This window comes from Kribbella sp. HUAS MG21, assembly GCF_040254265.1.
Classification (GTDB): Bacteria; Actinomycetota; Actinomycetes; order Propionibacteriales; family Kribbellaceae; genus Kribbella.
The window spans coordinates 7,969,427-7,991,782 of the sequence record NZ_CP158165.1 but is presented as its reverse complement, the minus strand read 5'-3'; the positions used below and the strand labels follow the sequence as shown (position 1 = coordinate 7,991,782).

The following is a 22,356-nucleotide window of genomic DNA, read 5'->3' as shown; positions in this document are numbered from 1 at the left end:
GGCCGCGTGGACATGCTCGGTGTCAGAGCATGATCCACGCGGTCCGGACCGGCCGCTGTGCGCTGCCCGGCCAACGGAGCAGGAAGCTGACCAGCCGGGCGTCCTCGGGGCTGTCGTCGCCGCGGGACTCGACCACGACCGGACCGGCCGGCGTGACGCGCAGCTCGACGGTGAGGTCGGTGCGGCCCCGCACGTCCACGTCGACCGTCAGCCCGTGACCCGCGAACCGCAACCGCCGGACGTCGTCGCATCCGGGCGCGTCGACCAGGCTGTCGAAGACCAGGTCGAGGACGTCGAGGTCCTGCTCGTGCCGCCCGAACGCGGCGTACCCGACCGACCGGAGCAGCGCGATCTGCTCGCCGGCGGCTCGCTCCGGTGGCCCGATCATCGCTCGCCGCTGACCTTGATCACGCTGTCCGGGTCCTGCCCGTACGGCGCCCCCTGCCAGGCGGCCCAGTTCACCGAGTTGCCCTGCTCGTGAACCATGAACTTCCACGGCCCGCTGTAGGTGTTGGCGAAGAACCGGTTGCCCTGGTGGAACGTGATCGCGTCCTCGACCGTCCTGGCCTTGTACGGCGACCAGTCGGGGAACGTGCCCCAGTTGGAGAAGATGCCGTTGTAGCCGCAGCCGCTGCGGGACGCGCACTTGTCGCCGAGCTTGTCCGGGTTCAGCGTGAACACGTTGTCGTGCACGCGGACGTTCTGCGTCTTCCAGCGGCAGTCGCCGAGGTACGGCTGGTTCTTGATGTTGGCGGCGTTGCAGGTCTCGATGGTGACCACCGACGGGTTCACCAAGGTGCCGGACCCGGTGCTGGTGTTGGCCGCGGATCCGGCGAACCGGTCGGCGTTCTCCCACAGGATCACCCCGGCCCAGTTGTCGGTGAAGACGTTTCCGCTCACCTCGAAGGTCTGGTTGTACATGCCGGCCACTCGATGGTCCGCCCCGGACTCCGAGATGTACAGCGCGGGTGTCGGGAAGCCGGCGTTCATCGGGCCCTTGCCGATCCCGTTGCGGACGAACGTGTTGCCGCGGATTGACGCGTTGTAGCTGGTCTCGTAGACGATGCCCTCGGCGAAGTTGCCCGCGATGTAGTTGCCGTCGACGGCGAAAGCCGAGTTGTTGGTGTCGGCCCAGATTCCCGGTCCGTTGTTGTCGTGAATCCAGTTGCCTCGAACGACCGCGCCCGCCACCGACCAGAACTTCCCACCGCCGGTGCAGCCACACCCCGGCTTGAGCACCTCCCAGTCGTCGGTGTTGTTGCCGGTGATCTCGTTGCCCTGGATGGTGATGCTCGCGACTCGTTCCGGGTTGTAGGCGTTGAAGCCGTACTGGCCGTTGTTCCGCAGGCAGTTTCCGCGGACCACGTTCCGGCTGCCGATCATCAGGCCGGCGCCGGCGTTGCGCTGGATCGTGTTGCCCTCGATCGTCCAGCCGGTGGCGGAGTTGTGGTTGACGACCCCTTCGTCGTTGTTTCCGCGGAGCCGGCCGAAGTTCTGGATCGTGAGGTTGCGGATCTGCACGTCCTTCGCGTACCCGGTGAACGCGTAGCGGTTCCGGTTCGCGCCGTCGAGGACGGCGCCCGGTGCGCCGATGTAGCGGTTGCCGTCCTTCGGGACGATCTGGATGAACTCGTCGTTCGTGAGCCGGTGCCGCCCAGGCGCCAGCCAGAACGTCGTACCGGCCGGATGCGCGGCGGTCAGCTCCTGCAGGTTCTGGGACGTGCCGACGGCGACTGCGCCCTCGGGGGCCTGGGTAGGCCCGGCGAGCACCTTGCTGTTGTCACAGACCTTCACCGGCGGAGCCGTGGGCGCCTTGACGGCCGTGGCCGGCGGTGTCGCGGCCGGAGCCGCCGGCTCGGGCCGGCTCGCCGGCCGCCCGTCGGCGACCAGGGTGCCCACCGCCAGCGCACCGACCAGCAGGACGGCACCGCCGGCGACGAGGTTGCGTCGCTTGCGGTACCACGGGTCTCCGTGACCGGACGGGGCACGCTGTTCCATCGGTTCTTCCTTCAGGGGCCTGGCGGGCGAGCACTACCGAGTGGACACCGGGTTCGCCACGGCGAACCGGTAGACGTCCAGGAGTTGTTGCAGGTTGCGGTGCGGGTCGTGTTTGGTTTCGTACGTCGTGCGCGCGGCGCGGCCGAGGTCGACGTACCGGTCGGGGGCGGTGTCCACGTCGAGCAGGAGCTTGGCCAGCTCGGCCGGCCGGCGCGGGTCGAACAGTGCGCCGTCCACACCGTCGGTGACGAGCTCCGGGAACGAGCCGTGCGCGGACGCGAGCAGCGGTACGCCGACCGCCATCGCCTCGACCACGACAAGGCCGAAGGTCTCCTCCCACTCGGACGGCAGGACGACCGCGCGGGACTCCCGCATCAGCTGGAAGACCTCCGCCTTGCTCATCAGGCCGCGGAGTTCGACCGACGGCCGGTCGGCGGCCCAGGCGGTCACCTCGTCCAGGAGCGGGCCGCCGCCGGCGATCACCAACTGGAGGGCGTCGTCGCCGGCGACCTCGCGGTACGCATCCCAGCCCTTCATCAGCAGGGGAGCGCCCTTGGGCGCGTCGAGCCGGCCGACGTACGTCACCTGGCGCCTGCGCGGACCTGTGTGCGCGCCGGCGACCGGACCGTCGTACGGGACGTAGTTGTAGCGGACGAAGCTGCGGTCCGGGTCGAAGTCCATGCCGGCAAGCAGCTTGCGCTGTGACTCGGAGACGAACAGGTACGCCGACACGAGGCCGCGCCAGCTGCGCCGATGCGACCTGGTGTTCAGCACTGTGGTCGCGGTGGCCAGCTTGGAGCCGCGGTAGCAGGCGTGCGACACCGCGGGGAGCGGGTTGCCGCCGGCGCAGTCGTGACAGACCGAGCCGTCGCGGTAGAAGTCGCCACTGGCGCACAGCAGCTTGTAGTTGTGCAGGGTGATGACAACGGGCACGTTGGCGTCGCTGCACGCGTAGAGCACCGACGGGCTCAGAACCGGAAAGGTGTTGTGGACGTGGACCACGTCCGGCCGGAACGTGCGCAGTGTTGCTGCCAGGTCGCGTTTGCTGGCCGGGTTCCACACCACGCGGGCCGGGAGGGTGGCCTTCTTCCACGCCGGCCACTGCTCCAGCTCGTCGCTGTGCCGCTCGAAGATGCCGACCTCGTGGCCGAGCGCCGCGAGCGCCTCCCGCTCCTGGTCGACGACGCGGTTCTCGCCGCTCGGAGCCGTCGAGCGGTATCGGTTGTGCACCAGCAGGATCCTCATTCGGCACCTTCCTGGGGCGGGCGTGAGTACACGAGTGACGCGGCCAGCGTGAGTTCCAGCAGGTACGGCGACGCCTCGCTGAGGCCGCTCTCCGTGAACGACGCGACCACGCAGTACGCGACCAGGAACAGCGCCAGCGCACGCCGTGGTCCCTGCGGGGTGAACCACGCTCCGACGAACACGAACAGCACCATGGCGACGCAGATCGCCACGCCGAGCAGACCGACGTCGTAGTACGTTCCGAGCCAGTTGCTGTCGATCGGCAGGCCGTTGAACGACTTGTTGGACAGGCCGAAGCCGAGCAGCGTCTCCCAGACGGTACGCGGCTGCGCGAGGATCGCGTCCCAGACGAAGCGACGGCCGGTGAGAGCGGCGACCTGGTCCTCGTCCTGGCCACGGGCCAGCCAGGTCGTCACCAGCGAGCCTGCGGTGAGCGCACCGACGGAGAAGACACCGATGGCGATCGCGAACGACCTGCGCGCTCGCGAGCGTGCTGTGAACAGGCTCAGCCCTGCGATCAGGAAGCCGGCGAGCAGTGCGACCAGCGCGGTCCGCGTATGTGTGAGCAGGAGCACCGGAATCGCCGCCGCCACGCTTGTCAGCGCGACCCAGCGCTTGAGTAGTCCGGCCATCCACAGGACGCCGGTCAGCCCGGCGGCCACCGCCGCGTAATGGGCCGCCTGGGTGGGTGGGATGGGCCAGATCGTGCCGACGAGGCGGCCCTCGGGCATCGCCATCCCAGGCGCGATCAGAAATCCCAAGACAACGGACCCGACGATGAACCACAGCACGATCAGGTGCGTACGCACCAGCAGCAGGTCCTTGCGGGTCCACCACGGTGTCAGCAGCCACAGCACTGCGACGAAGAGGAAGAGGCGGGTCGACCGGTAGAGGGCACTGAACAGGAACTCGGACCGCAGACTGGCGATGGCGGCTTCGGTCACGAGCAGGCTGGACAGGAAGATGAAGACGCTCGGGCGGACCCTGGCCGGACGGTTGACGGACAGTGCCACCAGCGCGGCCAGCGGCAGCGAGCCCTGCGCGATCAGCTTCCCGACCATGCCGGGCAGCGGGATCAGCTGCACCGAGTCCGGGAAGAACGTCAGGACGTTCATCACCAGCAGGGCCCAGGCCAGCTGGACCCGGCGCCGCCGGCGGCGTTCCGGGGTGACCGGCCGGAAGCCGGGCTTCGGCCCCAGCCGGGTCCTGATCGTGGTGACCGTGCTCATCGGGAGAACATCTCGAGGTCGGCGGTCGGGCGCGACGCCTCCGCCTCGGTCACGCCGACGCCCTCGTCGGTGCGGTCGGCGTGCAGCACGATCGCGGAGTCGATCTCCAGCCCGGCCAGGCGGACCATCTCGCCGGTCGCCCGGACCTTGGCCGTGGTGGACCGCCCGGCCGTCACCACGACGGCGGCGCGGGCCGCCCAGCTGCCGAGGTGGTCGGCGCCGATCGCCGGCGACAGCGTGGCCAGCGTCAGCACCACGTCGGCCACGTCCCAAGCGGCGTCCAGCTGGACGTCACCCGAGCCGCTGGGCCGGTTGTTCTCGCCGAGCCGCAGGTAGCAGCCCTCCGGCGGCAGGGCGTCCGGGTCCGGCAAGAAGACGTCGATCCGCCGCCCGGCATCGCTGAACCGCGAGTCCCGGGTCCCGTACTCCTTCACACCGAGCTTCTGCGCGAGCAGCCCGGTGCCGGTCAGGTCCGCGACCAGCACGTGCTTGCCCTCGTCGGCGATCGAGACCGCGAGCGCTGCGACCGCGAGCGCACACGCCGGTACGTCGTCAACGCTGACCACTGCCAGCGCCGGTGTGGGGCGCTTGGCCCAGATGATGCGCTGACCGAGGTGCTGGGACAGCAACCGGATCTCCGGGTGCCGTGCCTGTGCGGGACGCAGCGTTGTGGTGAACGGCAGCCGGCGGCGCGGCGGACGTCCCGTGCTGAGCCGGATCCGGGCACCGAGCGCGTTGGCGATGTCCTGGCGCTTCCACAGCCGGTCGGAGATCAGCGCCCGGACGATGACGAAACCCATACCGAGGAACAGTCCCGCGATCAGTCCGGTGCCGGCCTTGATCGCGAGTGTCCGCTTCTCCGAGACCTTCACCGGTGCGGGGGCGTCGAGCATCCGGGTGGAGTTCATCTTGGACGCCCGGGTGGCCTGCTCGAGCAGCTGCGCCTGGACGAACCGGTACTTGTCGGCGGCCGCGTTGAACCGCGCGATCTCGGGACTGCCCGGCCGCCGTGGTGAGTTCGGGTCGTCACCCGCGGCGATGACCGCCTGCCGGGCCAGCGCCAGGTCGTTCTGTGCCGCGGTGAGGTCCTTGACCAGCGGCCGCTCGTCGAGGCTGATCTGCTCGCGCCGGAAGACCAGGTAGGTCTGGCCAATGACGGTCGCGAGCTTGGTGGCCTGCTCGTCGGTCTTCGCGGACGCCTTGATCTCCAGGATCCGGTCGGTCAGGTTCGTGGCGGTGTACTCCGCGAGCAGGTCGTCGGGTGTCTGCGGCAGCTTCAGCAGCGCGATCACCCGCTCGGCGACCGTCCGGCTGGTGGCCAGGCTGATCTCGGTGGCCATCGCCTTCACCGGGTCGTCACCTTCGCGGGTCGTGACCAGCAGCCGCGCGGTCGCCTGGTGCGGCGGCGGCAAAACGAAGTACGTCGCCAGTCCGCCGGTGACACCGATCAGCGCCAGCAGCAGCCAGATCCGCGCGTGCCGGACCACGGCGTCGCGCAGGAACCGCAGCGTGACCAGGCTGTCCGGCGGGTGGGCCGTCGACCGCTCGTCGGTGAACAGGCCGTCGTCGTCCTCGGCCCAGCCCGTCGTGGTCGCGGCGTGTGGCGCGGAGTATTGCTGGTTCGTCATCGGGTCCGCCTTGCCGTGCCGGTGAGAAGCGTGGGTAGCCGCGAGCCGGTGCGGCGCTGCGACTGGGCGACCCGGCCGATCGTGCGGTCGAACGGATCGGGATCGGTGACCACGAGGCCGTCGATGGTGCGGTCGTCGGCGACCGTCGCCACGGCCAGCCGCGCGAGTTCCTCGGCGGTCACGGTGCCGGCCGAGAGCGCGATGACGGTGCGGGTGGTGCGCTCGCTGTCGTCCAGATGCGGTGCGTCGCGGTCGACCAGCACCAGGTGGATCTCCAGCGCGACCGCACCGGACGGCTTGTCGTGGTGCTGGTCGACCACCAGCGAGGTCGAGATCCCGACCGAGCCGGCGAACGCGGCGAGCTGCGGACCGAGCGGGCGGGCCTTGTGGTCGTCCGCGAACGAGATCACGGTCAGCGAGACCTGCTGCCCGGTCCGCGCGTCGAGTGCGAGGTTGTGCAGCACCTTGCGCAGTGCCCAGGCGTCGACGGCGGTCGGTGAGTAGTGCTCCAGCAGGTTCGCCCAGTCGGACGGGTCGGTGGCCCGGTACGACGAGACGGACGCGAGCACCGGAAGCCCGACCGCGTCGGCGATCTCGTCCCGCAGCCGGAGGCGCCGGTCACCGCGAGCCCGGGCCAGGGCGAGGATCGCGCCGGCGACGGCACCGAGCACTGCGCCCAGACCGCCGTAGATGCCGGTGTGGACGAGCATGCTGCCGCCGCGCGCGTTGACGGCTTGCTCGAGCATCCGGGCGCCGGTGCGCTTGCCGAGGTCGCCGGGCAGCTTCTGGTCGGTGGTGATGAACACCAGGTAGACCTGGGCGACCGCGTTGGCCAGCTCGATCGCCTGCTTGGCCGACGTGCCCTTCGCGTCGATCCGGATGACGTCGTCGGTGGCCGCGGTCGCCTTGACCCGTTCGCGGGTCATCTCCGTCGACAGCTGCGGGGTGACGTTCTGGCCGGCGCTGAGCAGGACCGGGCCGCTCTCGGCGATGTACACCTGGGTCTCGATGCTCTGCGTGCTCACGGTCGAGCCGGTGGCGGACTGCGGCGGCGGTGGGAGCACGACCAGGGCGGAGGCGTTGAACATCGGAGGCCGCAGGTAGGCGTAGCCGATCCCCGCGAGCAGCCCGACCGCGGCGATCGCGGCCACCAGGAGCCGCTGCCGCCGGATCGCCTGCCAGGACTTTTTCACGTCCAGTTGCTGCGCGCTCACAGGCCCCCTCCAAGCGAACGTCTTCTCGTTGGATTAATAGAGGGCCGGGATCAGGTGCTGATACACCGTGCCTACTGGAAGCGGAACACGCTGGTCGCGGGGGAGCCCGGGGTCAGGCTGCCTTCGCCCAGCAGGCTGGTGGTCGGGACCTTGTGGCCGAAGCGTGGCGAGTACCAGCCGAGCAGTGGGGCGGTGCCGCCGCGGTGCATCGTCCAGGTCAGTCCGTCGGGCAGCTCGACGACAGCCGAGCCGCCCGGCCACTCCAGCAGTCCTGTCGAGCCGTCCAGCTGTGCTGACACCTCAGGTCCCAGATGCCAGGCGATGCGTACGTCGGAGGCGGTGTCGAGGCGGTCCTCTACTCGTAGCACGCCGTCGTCGAGTACGGCGGTACGGCGGTGGGTCGCGGGGGCGTAGCCGTCGTGCTCGGCCTCCCAGGTGTTGGCGTCGTACCGGAGGACCTTGCCGGTTGCCCCGCGCAGCCAGAGGAACGGGCCGCCCCACGTGGACTGCTCGGCGCCGCCCACCTCGACGGTGTTGTGGGCGATGGTGGAGCGGAAGTAGTCACGCCACTCCTGCTCGCCGTGGTAGCAGTACGTGCCGGGGTCGGCGAGGACGTCGACGCCGTCGACACGCACCTCGAGGGAGAGCGCGTCGGAGTGGGCGTGCGCGGCGATCGACAGGAAGCCGTGCGGGCCGGCGTCCGCGCGGCACCAGATCTCCCGGCCACCACCTCCGCCACCACTGGTGCGGCTGCGGAGGATGGTCAGGCCGGCGTCGGCGAAGTGCCCCGGCCGCTCGGCCGGACGATCGGATTGTCGACCATCGACAAGCGATCCGACGAGCACGGAGCCCGCCGTGGCTTGAATCTCCGGCCACCACGGGGCGCGGCCGACGACGGCGGCACCGAGCGCCAGGAACGCTGTCCAATTGCTGACAATCGGCGGGTCGACAACCAGCACCATGCCTTCGTCGTCGTCACCCTGCCGCGGCGGCCGGAGCGTGTTGTCGACAATCGCCGCGGCCACGTCGACCGTACGCGTCAGCAGCGCCCAGGTCTCTTGGCTCAGCGGATGACCAGCGGCGTCCGCTTCGAGTGCGGCGTACAGGCCGAGCTCGGAGACGAAGCGGTGGTAGTCGGTGGCCAGCTCGCGGTTCACACCGGAGGGAAACGTGTTGGCGTCGAGTTCCTTCTGCAGCAGGGCTGCCGCGTCCCGGCGCCACAGCTCGCTCTTGGTGAACCACGGGAAGGCGCACGCGCCGACGAGCTGACCGGCCGCCTCTGCGATGACATGGTTGTTCGCCGAGGAGCCGTGGCTCTGGAACGCGGCCAGGTAGCGCTGGTGCCAGTAGAGCTGTTGGAGCGCCAGCTCGTTGTGCTCGAAGAGTTCGGTGATGTCCGGCCAGTCGTTCAGCAGGCGGCGGATCCACGTCCAGCTGATCAGCCGCAGACCGATCTCGATCCCGCTCGCCCAGTGCACGCCGGACAGGAACGGGTTGCTGCGCCACCAGTCGTTCAGGTGGTCGGCGACGCGTTCGGCGTACCGGTCGTCGTGGGTCAGGTACCAGGCGGCCGCCAACTGGGTCAGGTGGTGATGGCGGGACAGCTCCCACACCTGCTTGATGTTGCCGACGGCCCGCTCGTTGCGGTGGTTCAGCCTGAAGACGTACTGCGCCGGGTCCGAGCGGCAGCCGGTGACCGGGTCGCGGAACCAGTCCGGCGCGACCAGGTCGGTGCGCTCGACCCCCAGTACCTCGAGGTGGCCGGCCAGGATCGCGTCGGCCTCCTCGATGACGGCCTTGCGGGCGGCGTCCGGTACGGCGTCCGCGGTCCGCGGTGCGAGCGTCGTACGGAAGGTGCGCTCGGTGCGGAGCGGGAGGTCGGTCTTTCCATCCTGCCCGGGCCTGACCTGCTGGTAGGCCCAGGCAGTACGGCGTCCGGTGTCGCGGGCGCGCCAGATGAGTTCTGTGGGGGACATCCGGCGCAGGCGGCGGACGTACCAGCCCAGGGGCTGGCGGCTCACACGCGCCCCTGACCGGGGCGGTGGGGTGGGGGCTGCAACTGCTCAGCCTTGCCGGAGGCCAGGCTGCGGTCGACCGCGATCGTGGCGCGGGTGGTGGCGACCAGGACGTCGAACGGGATCGGCATCGGGCCGCCGGACTTCACGGCGGCGACGAACCGCTCGAGCTCGATCCGCTGGCCCTTGTCGGCACTGCGGGACTTGCGGGTCGACGGCTTGCGGCCGGTCCAGACCGAGGCGCTCTGGAAGTTGTCGAAGCGCGCGTTGCGGCCGCCGCCGGTGATGTCGATCGTCTCCTTCGGGAAGCGCGCGTTGCCGCCGCCGACGTAGCTGATCGTGCCGACGGAGCCGTTCGCGAACCGCAGCGTGACGAGGACGTCGCCGGCGTCGGGGCCTGGTACGGCGTACACCTCGGTCGGGAGGCTGTCCAGCCACCAGGTCAGGGTGTCGATGAAGTGGCCGCCCTCGCCGGCGAACCGGCTGCCTTCCTTGCCGGCGTCGAGGTACCAGCTGGTGGAGTCGAGCCGGCCGGCGTTCACCAGGTAGCGGAGGGAGTAGTTGCCGCCCGGGTCGCCGAAGCGGGTCCGGAGGTCGGTGAGCAGCGGCGCGAACCGGCGGTTGAAGCCGACCATCAGGCGGTCGTTGCCGGTGGCATCGACGGTGGCGACGATCCGGTCCAGCTCGTCGTCGGTCAGCGCGAGCGGCTTCTCGACGAACACCGCCTTCCCGGTTTCGAGCGCCCGGCAGGCGAGCTCGGCGTGCGAACTGTGCCGGGTCACCACGAACACGGCGTCGAGGCTGTCGTCCGCCAGCACCTCCTGCGAGTCGGTCGCCACCTCCCGGAACCCGAACCGGCGCTGGGCGTTCGCCGCCGACAAAGACTTGTTGGTAGCCACCCGCGCGAGCACAACCCGCTCATCCTTCACCAGGTGCGGCAACAACATGCTCGACGCATAATTCCCCGCCCCCACAAACCCAACCCGCACCGTGTCGCCCGAGCCCGTCACAACCGTCGATCGAATGGGCGCCGAGGCCTCCACACCCGCGTCGGCCTCGACCTTCGGGTACTCGAAGAGGAAGCCGACTCCGGGGTGGGCTCCGGTGCTCAGTTGTTGGTAGACGTCGGTGGCGTCGGTGATGGGGAAGGTGTTGGCGATCAGGGAGGCGACGTCGATTTGTTCGCGGGCGATCAGGTCGATGAAGCACGCGAGGTTGCGGCGTTCGGTCCAGCGGACGTAGCCGGCGGGGTAGTCGATGCCCTGGAGTTCGTAGCGGTCGTCGTAGCGGCCGGGGCCGTACGACCGGGAAAACCGGACCTCCAGCTCCTTGTCGTAGTACGCGTTCCACGGCAGGTCCAGCTTCGTCTTGCCGATGTCGACGACCCGCGCCCGGTCCCGCGCCAGTCGTGCCGCGGTCTCCACCGGACCGTTGGAGTGACCACCGGCCGCGAGCAGGATGTGGTCCGCGCCCAGCCCGTTCGACGCCTCCAGCAGCGCGCGTTCCAGCGACGCCACACCCGCCTCGTCGGGCGAGGCGCAGTACAACGCCCCCGCCTTCTCCGCCATCCGGCACCGGTCGTCGACCGTGTCGATCCCGTACACCCGCACCCCGGCCGCGACCAGCAACCGCACCACCAGCTGCCCGACAAGCCCCAGCCCGATCACCACAGCCGTGTCGCCCAGCTGCACCTCGGCCTGCCGCACCCCCTGCATCGCGATCGCCCCGACCGTGGAGAACGCAGCCTGCTCAGCCGGTACGCCGTCCGGCACCGGAACGCACAGGTTCAACGGCACCCAGTTGTACTCCGCATGCAGCGCGTACTCGTTCCCCGCCGCAGCGACCAACTGCCCGACGCTGAACTCCTCAGCACCGGCCCCGACCTCGACCACCACACCGCACAGCGAGTACCCCAGCGGCGTGTACGAGTCGAGCTTGTTCATCACCTTCTTGTAGGTGCTCATCACACCCTGCTGCGCGACGGTGTCCAGCACCTTCCGCACCTGGTCCGGCCGCGCCTTCGCCTTGCCCACCAGCGACAGCTTGGCCTCGCCGACCTTCATCAGCTCGGTCCCGGTCGAGATCAACGAGTACAGCGACCGCACCAGCACACCACCGGGCGCACAGGTGGGCGGCGGCACGTCCAGCACCGCCAGCTCTCCGGACTTGTAGTTCTGTGCAACCTGTTTCATGTCGTCCTTCAGCTCGAGGTGATGGTCACGCCCAGGGATCGCATGTGCCGGGTCCAGGTCTCCAGCGTCAGCAGCTGCCACAGCTGCTTGGAGTAGTCCTCCCGCCCGGCTCGCTCGTCGTCGACCAGCTTCTGTACGGCGTCCTGCCGCAGGAACCCGCTCTGCACCAGCTCGCCGCGCAGCAGCGTGTCGTCGACCAGTTCGCGCAGGTCGTTGCGCACCCACGCGCGCAACGGCGCGCTGAACGACGCCTTCGGCCGGTAGATGATCTCCTTCGGCAGCCACGCCTCGGCCGCCTTCTTCAACGCCAGTTTGCTCACCCGCCGGTGGATCTTCGCGCTGCCCGGGATCGAGAACGCGGCGCGCGCCACGATCGGGTCGACGAACGGCGTCCGGACCTCGGTCGACGCGGCCATACTCGCCCGGTCCGTGTACGCGAGGTTCAGCCCCGGCAGGAACATCCGCGAGTCCGCGAGGCACATCCGGTTCACGTGGTCGTCGAGCGTCGTGTCGTGGTAGATGTCGCCGTGCTCCGCGACCAGCTTGCCGACGTACGGCTCCAGGTCCGGACTGATCAGGCCGGCCAGCTGGTCCGCGTCGTACATCGTGTAGCTGCGCCGGAACGCGGTCTCCTCCGGCAGGTTCGCGAACGTCTCGAAGCGCTTGGCCCAGCGCGCGTACCGCAGTCCGCGACCGTTCACGGTCACCGGGAGCCGGCGCACCGCCGGGCCGATCAGACCGTTCCGCAGTACGCCGGGAAGCCGCTGGTACTGCGCTCCCATCACACACGCGAGGTGCTTGCGGTAACCGCCGAACAGCTCGTCGGCGCCCATCCCGGACAGCAGCACCTTCACGCCGGCGTCCCGCGCCGTGTCGCACATCAGCAAGGTGTTGATCGCGGCCGGGTCGCCGATCGGCTCGTCCAGGATGTCGACGATCCGCGGCAGCAGTTCGACGACGTCGGGCGCGATCTCGATCTCGTGCAGGTCGATCCCGAACTCGCGCGCCAGCTTGCGCGCGTAGATCGCGTCGTCCGGCATCGCCTCGAGCTTCTGGTCCTGCGCGCGGAACGTGATCGTGTACGAGTCGATCCCCGGATCCATCCGCTTCGCGAGCACGGTGACGAGGCTCGAGTCCAGCCCGCCGCTGAGGAACGTCGACACCGGTACGTCGGCCACCAGGTGCGCGGCCACCGACTCCTCGATCACCTGGCGCAGGTCGGCGCGCGGACCGGCCGCGGCCTCGGTGGCGACGTCCGTCACCCGCCAGTACGTCTCGTGCCGGGCGCTGCCGTCCGGGCGGAACTCCGCCCACGAGCCCGGCGGCAGCTTCTCCACGCCGTCGATCGCGCAGCGCTGCTCCGGCAGCCAGTAGTACAGCATCGACGCGATCAGCGCGCCCGGCTCGGTGCGCAGCTCGGAGCCGACCGCGGTGACGATCGCCTTCAGCTCGGACGCGAAGACCACGCCGCCCTCGCGGGGCAGGAAGTACAGCGGCTTGATGCCGAGCGGGTCGCGGGCCAGGTACAGGCTGCCGCTCTCCTCGTCGAGCATCGCGAACGCGAACATGCCGCGGAACCGCCTGAGCGCGTCCGGTCCCCAGCGGCGCCAGGCCTCCAGCACGACCTCGGTGTCGCCCTGCGTCCGGAAGTGCACGCCGGACTTCGACAGTTCGGCCCGGAGCTCCTTGTAGTTGTAGAGCTCGCCGTTGTAGCAGATCGTCAGGCCGCGCTTGCTGAACGGCTGGTCCGCGGCCGCGGACAGGTCGATGATCGACAACCGGCGATGCGCCAGGTACGCGCGGACGTCGCCTTCGTCGAACGCGTACACCCGGTCGGCGTCCGGCCCGCGATGTGCGATCCGGTCGCTCATCGCCTCCGCGAGCGCGAAACCGTCACGCTGCTGGTAGCAGCCGGCGATGCCGCACACCGTCAGGAACCCGTCGCGTCGTGGAGGCCGCGCACGTCGCCGAGGTGGCTGACGTGCCCGGTGAGCTGGTCGTACACCCCGAGGTACGCCTTCTGCTGGTGCTTCCACGCGAGTACCTGCTCGATGCGTTCGCGGCCGAGCTTCGCCATCCGGCGCCGGCGGACCTCGTCGTCGAGCAGCGCGACGATCGCCTCGCCGTACTGCGCGACGTCGTTCGGCTCGACGTACACGGCCGCGTCCGCGGCGGAGACCTTGGTCTCGACCAGGTCGAAGGCGACGACCGGGAGCTCGAACGCCATGTACTCCATCGTCTTGTTCATCGTGGAGACGTCGTTGAGCGGGTTCTTCGGGTCGGGGGAGAGGCCGAGGTCGGCGGTCGACATCACCGCGCGGACCGTCTCGTCCGGGACCCGGCCGGTGAACTCGACGTGCTCGCCGAGACCGAGCTCGTCCCGCAGCGCGACCACGTCGTCGAACGAGTCGCCGCCGCCCATCAGCGTGAACGCGATGTCGGTCCGGCCGAGTTCGTTGACGATGTGGTCGGCGGCGCGGACCACGATGTCGACGCCGTCCTGCGGGCCCATCACGCCGATGTAGGTGACGAGGTGGCGATGACCGCGGCGCAGCGACTCGTCCGCTGCGCCGCGGAGCAGTTTGTCCGGGTCCGGCCCGGTGCGGACCACGGTCACGTCGTGGTTCGCCTTGCCGCTGCGGGTGATCGCGATCCGGCGGTACGAGTCGTTCGTCGAGATCACGTGGTCGGCCTGGCGGTGCGTCGTACGCTCCAGGAACCGCAGTCCCTTGTACGGCAGGCTGGTGGTCCCGCCGAACCGGGACTGGAACAGCTCCGGGCACAGGTCGTGGTGGTCGAACACGAACCGCGTCCCGTCGAGGCGGCGCAGCAGCATCGCGATCGGCCAGAAGATGTCCGGCGGGTTGCACGCCTGCAGGACGTCGAACCGCCCGGCCCTGCGCGCCCGGAACACCAGCCGCAGTGTCAGAAGGAACGAGTACGCGTACTCCCAGACGAAGCTGACCTTGCTGCCGCCGGGCGCGTAGGCCTTGTACTTGTGCACGGTGACGCCGTCGAGGACCTCGTACGACGGATCGCCCGGACCCTTCGGGCAGACGACCGTGACGTCGTACCCGGCCGCGACCAGCGCGCGGCACTCGAGCCAGACGCGGCGGTCGAACGGCACCCAGAGGTTCTGGATGATGATCAGCACCCGCGGACCGGTCACCAGCCCACTCCTTCGTATCCGTGCAGCGCCTCGACGTCGGGACCGAGCCGGCCGCTGAGGTCGATGATCCGGGCCGGCGGCGTGTCCAGCAGCGCGTTGATCGCGGCGGTGTCGGTGGCCGCGACGATCGCGACGTCGGCGCCCTCGAGCGCCGTGGACGGGTTGTCGGTGAGCACCCGTTGCAGGTGCGGCAGCTTGGAGCTGACGTGCCGCAGGTTGGCGCCGACCAGCCGGCCCGGGTTCACGATCGCGTCGTAGATCCGCAGGTTGTAGCCCTTGCCGATCAGGCGTTCGGCGACCTCGACGTTCGGGCTCTCCCGGAGGTCGTCGGTGGCGTGCTTGAAGCTCAGGCCGAGCAGCGCGATCTCGCGGCCGGGCCCGGCGATCACCCGGTCGACGACGTCACGGACGCTGCGCTCGTTGGTGGCGAGCGCGCCGGCGAGCAGCGGCAGTTCGGTGTCGTGGGTCCGCGCGAGGTGCAGCACCGACCGCAGGTCCTTCGGCAGGCACGAGCCGCCGAACGCGAACCCGGGCTTCAGGTAGTACGGCGAGATGTTCAGGCTGGTGTCCTGCACGAAGATCTTCATCACCTCGCGCGAGTCGACGCCGAAGTGCCGGAAGATCCGGCCCATCTCGTTCGCGAACGAGACCTTGGTGGCGTGGAACGCGTTGCAGGCGTACTTGAGCGCTTCGGCCGTCCGGACGTCGACGAGCTGCACGTCGACGTTCAGGAACCCGAACAGCTCGCTGAGTGCGGCGCCGACCTTCGGGTGCCGGGTGCCGACCACCACGAACGGCGGCTCGTAGAAGTCCGCCAGGCCCGATCCCTCGCGCAGGAACTCCGGGCACATCGCCGTACCGAACCTGAGCCCGTCCGGCGGCGGCACCTCGGCCAGCACCTGCGCGACCACCTCGTCCACCGTGCCCGGCGGGACCGTGCTCCGTACGACGATGCTGTGGAACCCGGACTCCGGCCGGACGACGACCTGCGCCGCCTCGGCGATGTCGCGCACCGCGCGCCTGATGTAGGTGAGATCGGTACTGCCCGCCGGCGTCGACGGCGTACCGACACAGATCAGCGAGACATCTGCCCCTTCGAGCGCGAGCCGCGGATCGGTCGTCGCGTGCAACCGCCCCGAGGTGGCGCCCGCCGCCACCAGTTCGTCGAGTCCCGGCTCCACGACCGGACTGTGTCCCTGGGTGATGGGCTCGACCTTGGCGGCGTCGACGTCCACCCCCCACACCTCGTGCCCAGCAGCTGCCAGACAAGCCGCCGTCACCGACCCCACGTACCCCAAGCCGAACACGGCAACCTTCATAACGCCCCCCACAGGCTCATGACGCGGCTTCCCCCACGTCCCCACGGCGCCCATGAGAGCGCCGGCGACGGCCCCCTGATACACCCCTGTGGAAATCTCCCCCGGCAAATCCCGCCGGAACCTATCCTGATCACAGAACGTGCGCACGCCCACGATCAGGAGCAGTCATGGAAACCCCTCACACCCTCCCGAACGGCCTCACCATCCGGGTCGTCGACACCGCGACAGCGGGCCAGGCACTAGGCAACGCCGTGCAGTCGTGGCGTGAAGGCGCGACCGAGCCGCTCTTCTACGGCGAGGAAGGCCGCCCGGAAGGCGTGGTGATCTCCTTCGAGCAATGGGCCGAGTACGAGACGCTCAAGGAGGACGCCGAGGACGATCGCCGCCGGGCCGAAGGTGTCCGCCAACGCCTCGCCAACGACGATCCGTCGCAGTGGGTTTCGTTCGCGGATGCGGCGCGTGAGGGCGGCTGGGACCTCGACGTGCCGCCCGGACCTGCCGACTCCGACAACCGTCCGTGACGACCTACCATCTGATCTTCGACGACGATCTTCGGCAGGAGATGAACCGGCTCAGCGCGGAGTACAAGCGCGACCCCAACAGCCCCAGCGGCCGGGAGTACGTCGGCGTGATCAATGCGATGAAGGCGCTGCAGTCCGGACGCGAGGATGCATACGTTGGCAAGCAGCTCGGTTACGGCCCGGATTCCCACGACTTGCGTGACTGCGCCGAGCTCAAGGTGCCAGTTGTCGACGAGTTCACGCCTGGCGGATTCCCGCGAGGTCCGTCGCACCGGTTGGTCTACCGGGAGTTCGACCCGCTCCCCACGGTGCAGGACGGCCGCGTCGTACCGGATCCGACTGGCACGCCGTACCGCCACGTGATTTCCTTCGGTCACCGCAAGGACGACCCTGCCGCGACCGCCGGTGAGCGCTTGGGACGCCAAAGAGGTGAACCTGCTCGTGAGCTGTACGGACTGACCGGCGGCGGACGGCCATCGGTGGGACCGCAGCGAGACGGAGCGCAGACAACACCCGTGCGCCTTCCGATGCCGCCGGATCTGATGCAGCAGGCGGGGAAGATCCTGCAAGGCAGCCCGCCGGCCGGTACCGCCCCGCGGCCAGCCGCGGCACCGCAGGCGAACATCCACCGTCCGCCCGGACCCGGCACAGCGAAGTCGAAAGAGCGCTGACCGCCGAGCGGTGACACCTCCCGATCCAGCGCAACGGCGACCACCGGGGGTGGGGTGGTGTCGGGGGCCGCGATGCGCGACGGCCGGGTCAGGCACGTCGGCAGTTGGGCTGAACTGCCGCTGACGCACGGTGTTTCAGCGGTTGTGACTCAATGTTCGCATCAGAACGGTGGCGGATCAGCGGACGGTTTCCGCGTTGGTGACGCTGCCGGCGGCGGTTGGCCTGTGGCTGAGCGCTGCTTGGCTGAGTGGTGCTGGGCTGGTTGGTCTCCGGCGCCATGGGTGATGGGTCCGCGGGCGGGTGGGATGGTGGTGTAGCGGTGGCCGGTGGGGGCGGTGAGGATGGCGGAGCCGTCGGGGTGGATGGTGGTGGTCCAGCCCCAGGCTTTGGTGTCTTTGATGACGTGGTGGTATTCGCAGTAGGGCACGAGGCCGGTGAGGTTCGTGCGGCCGGTTTGTGCGAAGGGGGTGGCGTGGTCGCGGTCGCATTCGCGGGAGGTGCGGTTGCAGCCGGGCCAGGCGCAGACCGGGTGGCGGGCGAGGAGTGTCTCGCTGACGAGGGCGCTGGGGTCGTGGCGGGTGGTGGATGCTTCGAGGACGGTGCCGTTGGTGGGGTCGGTGAGGAGCCGGCGCCAGGTGCCGTCGGCGGCGATGCGGCGGGCCATGTCGGCGGGGATGGGGCCGTAACCGGCGAGCTCGCAGGGGTCGTCGTCGAGTCCAAGCAGGGTGTTGGCTGGGATGAGGACTTCGATGTGGGGGCGCCGGCGGTGTTGGTCGGGTAGTCGGCGGCCGAGCCAGTCCAGTCCGTTGTGCAGCATGTGTTCGAACAGGTCGGCAACGACGTCGGCACGCCGCTGCTCGGCGGTCCGCTCGTGCTTGACCCCCGCGTTCGATGCCGCGCCTACCTCGGGGGGCGCCGCGGCTCCTGTGCCTGCCGCTCCGGGCACGCGGGAACCGGTCATGTCGTCGCTGCCGACGGTGGCCTCGACGGGCCCGGTGAGCCCGGCGGCCTCGTCGGCGACCGGAGTACCGCGCTTGGCGAGGTCGGCCATGGCTTGGACGGCGATCCAGATTTGCTGGATCTTGTCGGCGGTGTGGACGACCCACAGTCCGGCCATGCCGTCGGACAGGGGGACGATTTTGCAGGTGCGTTCGGCGGCCGCTGCGCGGTGCCGGTCGGTGTCCTCGCGGATGGTGTGTTTCGCGACCTGGCGGCGCAGCGAGGCCGCGAGGTTCTTGTGGGTCTGGCCGGGGGCGCGGCGCAGTACGTGGGCTTCGACGGCCCGGGCCGTGTCCGGCGGCAGGGTTCGGGTGGCTTCGGAGATCGCCAATGCCTTCGAGAACGTCAGGGCGCCGCAACGGAGTGCGGTGTGAGTCGCGGCCAGGGTGCCGGTCAGGTGCAGCGCGGTGTCGATGTGGCGGGCCGCGGTCTGTGGCGACAGGTGCAGCGCGGCGCCGATTTCGGCGGCCCAGGACCGTTCGGGGTCGATCGGACGGCCGGAGGTGTCGACCTGGGCCGGGCGGGGGACCTCGGCCAGTTGGGCCTTACGCTGGCGGACGAACGACGCCTGCGCGGCGGTTCTGATCGACGCGGCCCAGGCCTCCAGCCGGGTCGCGGCCTTAATCGCCTCGATCAACGCGACCGGCGACTCGGTCTGCGGCCGCAGCTCCTCCAACGCCGCCGCCAGTTCCGCACCCGGCGGGAGGAACACCCACGCCGGCGCCTTCGACCGCAGCATCTCCCGCTCGGCCTCGTCCTGCTCGACGCCGGCCCACAACTCCCACTCCAGGGCGTCGATGCGCGACATCGGCGGCAGCTCGTCGTACAGGTCCTCCTCGGCCAGGTACCGCGGCGGACGCGGGTCGTCAGCGTCGTAGATGTCGTCGAGGTCGTACACGTCATCGGGCGGAACCAGATCGGCCACCACCGATGACGTCCACGGCGAAACCACCGCCGGGCGGACAGTAGTCGGCGCGGAGACAGCCACGGCACGCTGCGGCGCGCCGAGGTCTGGGGCTGTCACCAACGCTGTCATTTCTCTATAGTAGAACAAGTGTTCGAATGCAGCAAATCGAGATCGCTGCGCTGCGTGGGATGTCTCAGGACACAGGTGACAGTTCTGCTGGTGTGTCAGGACATCGGGCGCCGGCTCAGAGACCTCACCGGGGAGCTGCGAGCACCTCGCCGACGATGAGCCGCGCGTAGTTCGCGATCTCCGGTTTGGTGTCCTTTTGGTACACCCGCAAGATCAGGGCCTGCGACAACACGCGCCCGCGTCCGCGGAGCCACGTCGCATCGTCCACGTCCAGCTCCGCTCGGAACTCGTCGCGGACATTCGCGGGCAGTAGGTGCCACACGGGGAGCACGCCGGATCGCCGACACCGCATGTCTCGAAGTCGAGCACCGCAGTCAGCCGGCCCTCCGCCGACACGAGCATGTTGCTCGGCGTCAGGTCCGAGTGCACCCATGCGTCGCGCCCGTCGTACGGCGCCGCTAGTGACTCCTCCCACGACGCCAACGCGGCGCCGGTGTCGATCAGGCCGTCCAGCTCGCCGATGGCCTCTCGCATCGAGGAGTCGATCGAGGGCAGGGCGGGCTGGCGACGGACGTGTCCCCACCAACATCGCCCGAACTGTCACCGATGTCTTGCTGCAGAACTGTCACCGACGTCCTGCGACCGGGCCGGATCACCGATGTCCCGACACAGAACCGTCAGCCCTGTCCTGCGACCGGACAGCGTTGAGCGGGCCGCACTCTCCCGGCATCGAATTCGAAGTCGGTGTATCAGGGGGCCCGTCGCGTGATCTGTATTGGGCGACGGGAACTGCGCTGGGGTGAGGGGATGTCGGATGAGGGTTCTGGTCACCGGGGATCGGGGTTACATCGGGGCGGTGATGGTGCCGTTCCTGCGGGCTGCCGGGCATCAGGTGGACGGGCTGGACACCGGGCTGTACGAGGGCTGCGACCTGCTCGGCGGGCCGGAGCCCGTCGGGGAGCGGGTGCCGCGGGACATGCGGGACGTCACCGCGCGTGAGCTCGAGGGGTACGACGCGGTGGTCTGCCTGGCCGCGCTGTCGAACGACCCGCTCGGCAACCTCGACAAGGCCGCGACGTACTCCGTGAACCTGGACGGCACGCTGAACGTCGCCCGGGCCGCCAAGGACGCCGGCGTCGAGCGGTTCCTGTTCGCGTCGTCCTGCAGCCTGTACGGCGCCGCGGGATCGGAGGCGGTCGCCGAGGACGCCGAGATGTTCCCGGTCACGCCGTACGGCGAGACCAAGGCGCTCGCCGAGCAGGAGCTGTCGAAGCTCGCCGACGACAACTTCAGCCCGACATACCTGCGGAACGCGACCGCGTACGGCGCCTCGACCCGGCTGCGGCTCGACATCGTCGTCAACAACCTGACGGCGATCGCGCTGACCTCCGGACAGGTGCGGCTGGAGAGCGACGGCACCCCGTGGCGGCCGCTCGTACACATCGAGGACATCAGCCGGGTGTTCCTGGAGGTCCTGGAGTCGCCGCGCGCGACGATCCACGACGAGGCGTTCAACGTCGGCCGCTCCGAGGACGTCGTCCAGGTCCGCGACATCGCCGAGATGGTCCGCGACGCCGTACCGGGGTCGACGCTGTCGATCGCCGACGGCGCCGGACCGGACCTGCGCAACTACAAGGTCGACTTCGGCAAGCTGAACGACACGTTCCCGGGCCTGCGGCTGCAGTGGTCGGTCCGCAAGGGCGTCGACGAGCTGTACGACGCCTACCAGCGGCACGGCCTGACGCTCGACGACTTCAACTCGGCCCAGTTCGTCCGGCTGCGCCGCATCCAGCAACTGCTGTCGGCCGGTCTGGTCGACGGCCAGCTGCGCCGGCAGACCGACGCGCAGTTCCCCGGCCCGAAGGAGATGCAGTGATGGCCGACCCGACCTGCCGCCTCTGCGGCGAACCGCTGACCACGACGTTCGTCGACCTCGGCATGTCGCCGCCGTGCGAGAGCTACCTGCGGGCCGACCAGCTCGACAGCGGTGAGACGTTCTACCCGCTGCACGTCCGGATCTGCGACAACTGCCTGCTCGTCCAGTTGCCGGCGTACGTCGCCGCGGACGACGTGTTCTCCGACTACCTGTACTTCTCGTCGTACTCGACCAGCTGGGTCGAGCACGCGCGCCGGTTCGTCGTCGACATGCAGGAGCGGCTCGACCTCGGCGCCGAGAGCCTGATCGTCGAGGCCGCGAGCAACGACGGCTACCTGCTGCAGCACGCAACGGCGCTCGGCATCCCGGTGCTCGGCATCGAGCCGGCCGCGAACATCGCGAAGATCGCCAACGAGAAGGGCATCCGCACCGAGAGCTACTTCCTCGGCGAGGCGACCGGCACCGACGCCGCCGCCCGGCACGGCCAGGCGGACCTGGTCGTCGGCAACAACGTGTTCGCGCACGTCCCGGACATCGTCGACTTCGCCAAGGGCCTGCGGGCGCTGGTGAAGGACGACGGCCTGGTGTCGCTGGAGTTCCCGCACCTGCTCCGCCTGATCGAGAACCGCCAGTACGACACGATCTACCACGAGCACTACTCGTACCTGACGCTCAAGACGGCCGCGCTCGCGCTGCAGAAGGCCGGGCTGACCGTGGTGGACGTCCAGGAGTTGCAGAGCCACGGCGGATCGCTGCGCGTGTTCTCCACGCCGACCGAGTCCGCGGGCGAGCCCACGGAGCTGGTCGGCAAGGTGCTGCAGGACGAGCAGGACGCCGGCCTGCACACCGTCGAGGGCCACCTGGGTTTCGCCGACGAGGTGTTCACGATCAAGTCCGACCTGCTGGAGTTCCTCGTCCAGGCCCGCCGCGACGGCAAGTTCGTCGCCGGGTACGGCGCGCCCGGCAAGGGCAACACGCTGCTCAACCACTGCGGCATCCGCGAGGACCTGCTGCCGTACACGGTCGACCGCAGCCCGCACAAGCACGGGATGTTCCTGCCCGGGACGCACATCCCGATCTTCGCCCCGGAGCGCCTGGCCGAGACGCGCCCCGACTACATCGTGATCCTGCCGTGGAACCTGCGCGCGGAGATCGTCCACCAGCTCGGCTACGCACGGGAATGGGGCGCGAAGTTCGTCGTACCCATCCCGCGTCTCGAAGTGATCTGAAACGACCTGGGGGG

General features: G+C 69.6%; 17 protein-coding genes. 4 read left to right on the top strand and 13 right to left on the bottom strand.

Annotated features, from left to right (window positions below):
• Window positions 1–22 precede the first annotated feature (22 nt).
• From ABN611_RS38440 to ABN611_RS38390, 11 genes are all read right to left on the bottom strand, one after another.
• The gene (locus ABN611_RS38440) at window positions 23–388 is read right to left on the bottom strand and encodes a hypothetical protein (RefSeq protein ID WP_350277231.1); all 366 of its coding nucleotides are present in this window, start codon (window positions 386–388) and stop codon (window positions 23–25) included.
• A complete protein-coding gene (locus tag ABN611_RS38435) occupies window positions 385–1,998 on the bottom strand; it encodes a right-handed parallel beta-helix repeat-containing protein (RefSeq protein WP_350277230.1) in 1,614 nt (537 codons plus the stop codon). Before ABN611_RS38435 ends, ABN611_RS38440 begins: the two co-directional genes overlap by 4 nt.
• A 33-nt stretch (window positions 1,999–2,031) precedes the next feature.
• On the bottom strand, window positions 2,032–3,243 hold the full coding sequence (locus tag ABN611_RS38430) for a glycosyltransferase (RefSeq protein WP_350277229.1): 1,212 nt from the start codon (window positions 3,241–3,243) through the stop codon (window positions 2,032–2,034).
• Window positions 3,240–4,472, bottom strand: a complete 1,233-nt coding sequence (locus tag ABN611_RS38425) for a hypothetical protein (RefSeq protein WP_350277228.1) — start codon at window positions 4,470–4,472, stop codon at window positions 3,240–3,242. The genes ABN611_RS38430 and ABN611_RS38425 overlap by 4 nt, the downstream gene beginning before the upstream one ends.
• Window positions 4,469–6,100 (bottom strand): Wzz/FepE/Etk N-terminal domain-containing protein, encoded by a 1,632-nt coding sequence (locus ABN611_RS38420; protein WP_350277227.1) that lies wholly within the window; start codon window positions 6,098–6,100, stop codon window positions 4,469–4,471. The genes ABN611_RS38425 and ABN611_RS38420 overlap by 4 nt, the downstream gene beginning before the upstream one ends.
• On the bottom strand, window positions 6,097–7,314 hold the full coding sequence (locus ABN611_RS38415; protein ID WP_350277226.1) for a Wzz/FepE/Etk N-terminal domain-containing protein: 1,218 nt from the start codon (window positions 7,312–7,314) through the stop codon (window positions 6,097–6,099). The genes ABN611_RS38420 and ABN611_RS38415 overlap by 4 nt, the downstream gene beginning before the upstream one ends.
• A 71-nt stretch (window positions 7,315–7,385) precedes the next feature.
• The gene (locus ABN611_RS38410; RefSeq protein ID WP_350277225.1) at window positions 7,386–9,335 is read right to left on the bottom strand and encodes an alginate lyase family protein; all 1,950 of its coding nucleotides are present in this window, start codon (window positions 9,333–9,335) and stop codon (window positions 7,386–7,388) included.
• Window positions 9,332–11,521 (bottom strand): bi-domain-containing oxidoreductase, encoded by a 2,190-nt coding sequence (locus tag ABN611_RS38405; protein ID WP_350277224.1) that lies wholly within the window; start codon window positions 11,519–11,521, stop codon window positions 9,332–9,334. The genes ABN611_RS38410 and ABN611_RS38405 overlap by 4 nt, the downstream gene beginning before the upstream one ends.
• An 8-nt stretch (window positions 11,522–11,529) precedes the next feature.
• Window positions 11,530–13,449 (bottom strand): asparagine synthase (glutamine-hydrolyzing), encoded by a 1,920-nt coding sequence (gene asnB / locus ABN611_RS38400; RefSeq protein WP_350277223.1) that lies wholly within the window; start codon window positions 13,447–13,449, stop codon window positions 11,530–11,532.
• A 2-nt stretch (window positions 13,450–13,451) separates the two neighbouring features.
• Complete coding sequence (locus ABN611_RS38395; protein ID WP_350277222.1) at window positions 13,452–14,690, bottom strand: glycosyltransferase family 4 protein; 1,239 nt, start codon at window positions 14,688–14,690, stop codon at window positions 13,452–13,454.
• On the bottom strand, window positions 14,687–16,009 hold the full coding sequence (locus ABN611_RS38390; protein ID WP_350277221.1) for a UDP-glucose/GDP-mannose dehydrogenase family protein: 1,323 nt from the start codon (window positions 16,007–16,009) through the stop codon (window positions 14,687–14,689). Before ABN611_RS38390 ends, ABN611_RS38395 begins: the two co-directional genes overlap by 4 nt.
• Window positions 16,010–16,176: 167 nt before the next feature.
• Here ABN611_RS38390 and ABN611_RS38385 point away from each other — a divergent pair, with 167 nt between their 5' ends.
• On the top strand, window positions 16,177–16,530 hold the full coding sequence (locus tag ABN611_RS38385) for a hypothetical protein (protein ID WP_350277220.1): 354 nt from the start codon (window positions 16,177–16,179) through the stop codon (window positions 16,528–16,530).
• Window positions 16,527–17,201, top strand: a complete 675-nt coding sequence (locus tag ABN611_RS38380; protein ID WP_350277219.1) for a hypothetical protein — start codon at window positions 16,527–16,529, stop codon at window positions 17,199–17,201. The genes ABN611_RS38385 and ABN611_RS38380 overlap by 4 nt, the downstream gene beginning before the upstream one ends.
• Before the next feature lie 161 nt (window positions 17,202–17,362).
• Here ABN611_RS38380 and ABN611_RS38375 read toward each other — a convergent pair whose 3' ends face one another.
• Window positions 17,363–19,237: a DUF222 domain-containing protein gene (locus ABN611_RS38375; protein ID WP_350277218.1), complete on the bottom strand. Its 1,875-nt coding sequence runs from the start codon at window positions 19,235–19,237 to the stop codon at window positions 17,363–17,365.
• A gap of 213 nt (window positions 19,238–19,450) precedes the next feature.
• The gene (locus tag ABN611_RS38370) at window positions 19,451–19,771 is read right to left on the bottom strand and encodes a phosphotransferase (RefSeq protein WP_350277217.1); all 321 of its coding nucleotides are present in this window, start codon (window positions 19,769–19,771) and stop codon (window positions 19,451–19,453) included.
• A 280-nt stretch (window positions 19,772–20,051) separates the two neighbouring features.
• Here ABN611_RS38370 and ABN611_RS38365 point away from each other — a divergent pair, with 280 nt between their 5' ends.
• Window positions 20,052–21,113, top strand: coding sequence for an SDR family oxidoreductase (locus tag ABN611_RS38365; protein WP_350277216.1), 1,062 nt, complete (start codon window positions 20,052–20,054; stop codon window positions 21,111–21,113).
• Complete coding sequence (locus ABN611_RS38360) at window positions 21,113–22,342, top strand: class I SAM-dependent methyltransferase (RefSeq protein WP_350277215.1); 1,230 nt, start codon at window positions 21,113–21,115, stop codon at window positions 22,340–22,342. The genes ABN611_RS38365 and ABN611_RS38360 overlap by 1 nt, the downstream gene beginning before the upstream one ends.
• Window positions 22,343–22,356: the final 14 nt, after the last annotated feature.

Bases quoted from the DNA above. Each gene is read 5' to 3' on its own strand.
- ABN611_RS38440 (WP_350277231.1), bottom strand. From the start codon at position 388: ATGATCGGGCCACCGGAGCGAGCCGCCGGCGAGCAGATCGCGCTGCTC.
- ABN611_RS38430 (WP_350277229.1), bottom strand. From the start codon at position 3,243: ATGAGGATCCTGCTGGTGCACAACCGATACCGCTCGACGGCTCCGAGC.
- ABN611_RS38365 (WP_350277216.1), top strand. From the start codon at position 20,052: ATGAGGGTTCTGGTCACCGGGGATCGGGGTTACATCGGGGCGGTGATG.
- ABN611_RS38360 (WP_350277215.1), top strand. From the start codon at position 21,113: ATGGCCGACCCGACCTGCCGCCTCTGCGGCGAACCGCTGACCACGACG.
- ABN611_RS38405 (WP_350277224.1), bottom strand. From the start codon at position 11,521: ATGAAACAGGTTGCACAGAACTACAAGTCCGGAGAGCTGGCGGTGCTG.
- ABN611_RS38375 (WP_350277218.1), bottom strand. From the start codon at position 19,237: ATGACAGCGTTGGTGACAGCCCCAGACCTCGGCGCGCCGCAGCGTGCC.
- ABN611_RS38425 (WP_350277228.1), bottom strand. From the start codon at position 4,472: ATGAGCACGGTCACCACGATCAGGACCCGGCTGGGGCCGAAGCCCGGC.
- ABN611_RS38390 (WP_350277221.1), bottom strand. From the start codon at position 16,009: ATGAAGGTTGCCGTGTTCGGCTTGGGGTACGTGGGGTCGGTGACGGCG.
- ABN611_RS38370 (WP_350277217.1), bottom strand. From the start codon at position 19,771: ATGCGAGAGGCCATCGGCGAGCTGGACGGCCTGATCGACACCGGCGCC.
- ABN611_RS38435 (WP_350277230.1), bottom strand. From the start codon at position 1,998: ATGGAACAGCGTGCCCCGTCCGGTCACGGAGACCCGTGGTACCGCAAG.
- ABN611_RS38385 (WP_350277220.1), top strand. From the start codon at position 16,177: ATGGAAACCCCTCACACCCTCCCGAACGGCCTCACCATCCGGGTCGTC.
- ABN611_RS38420 (WP_350277227.1), bottom strand. From the start codon at position 6,100: ATGACGAACCAGCAATACTCCGCGCCACACGCCGCGACCACGACGGGC.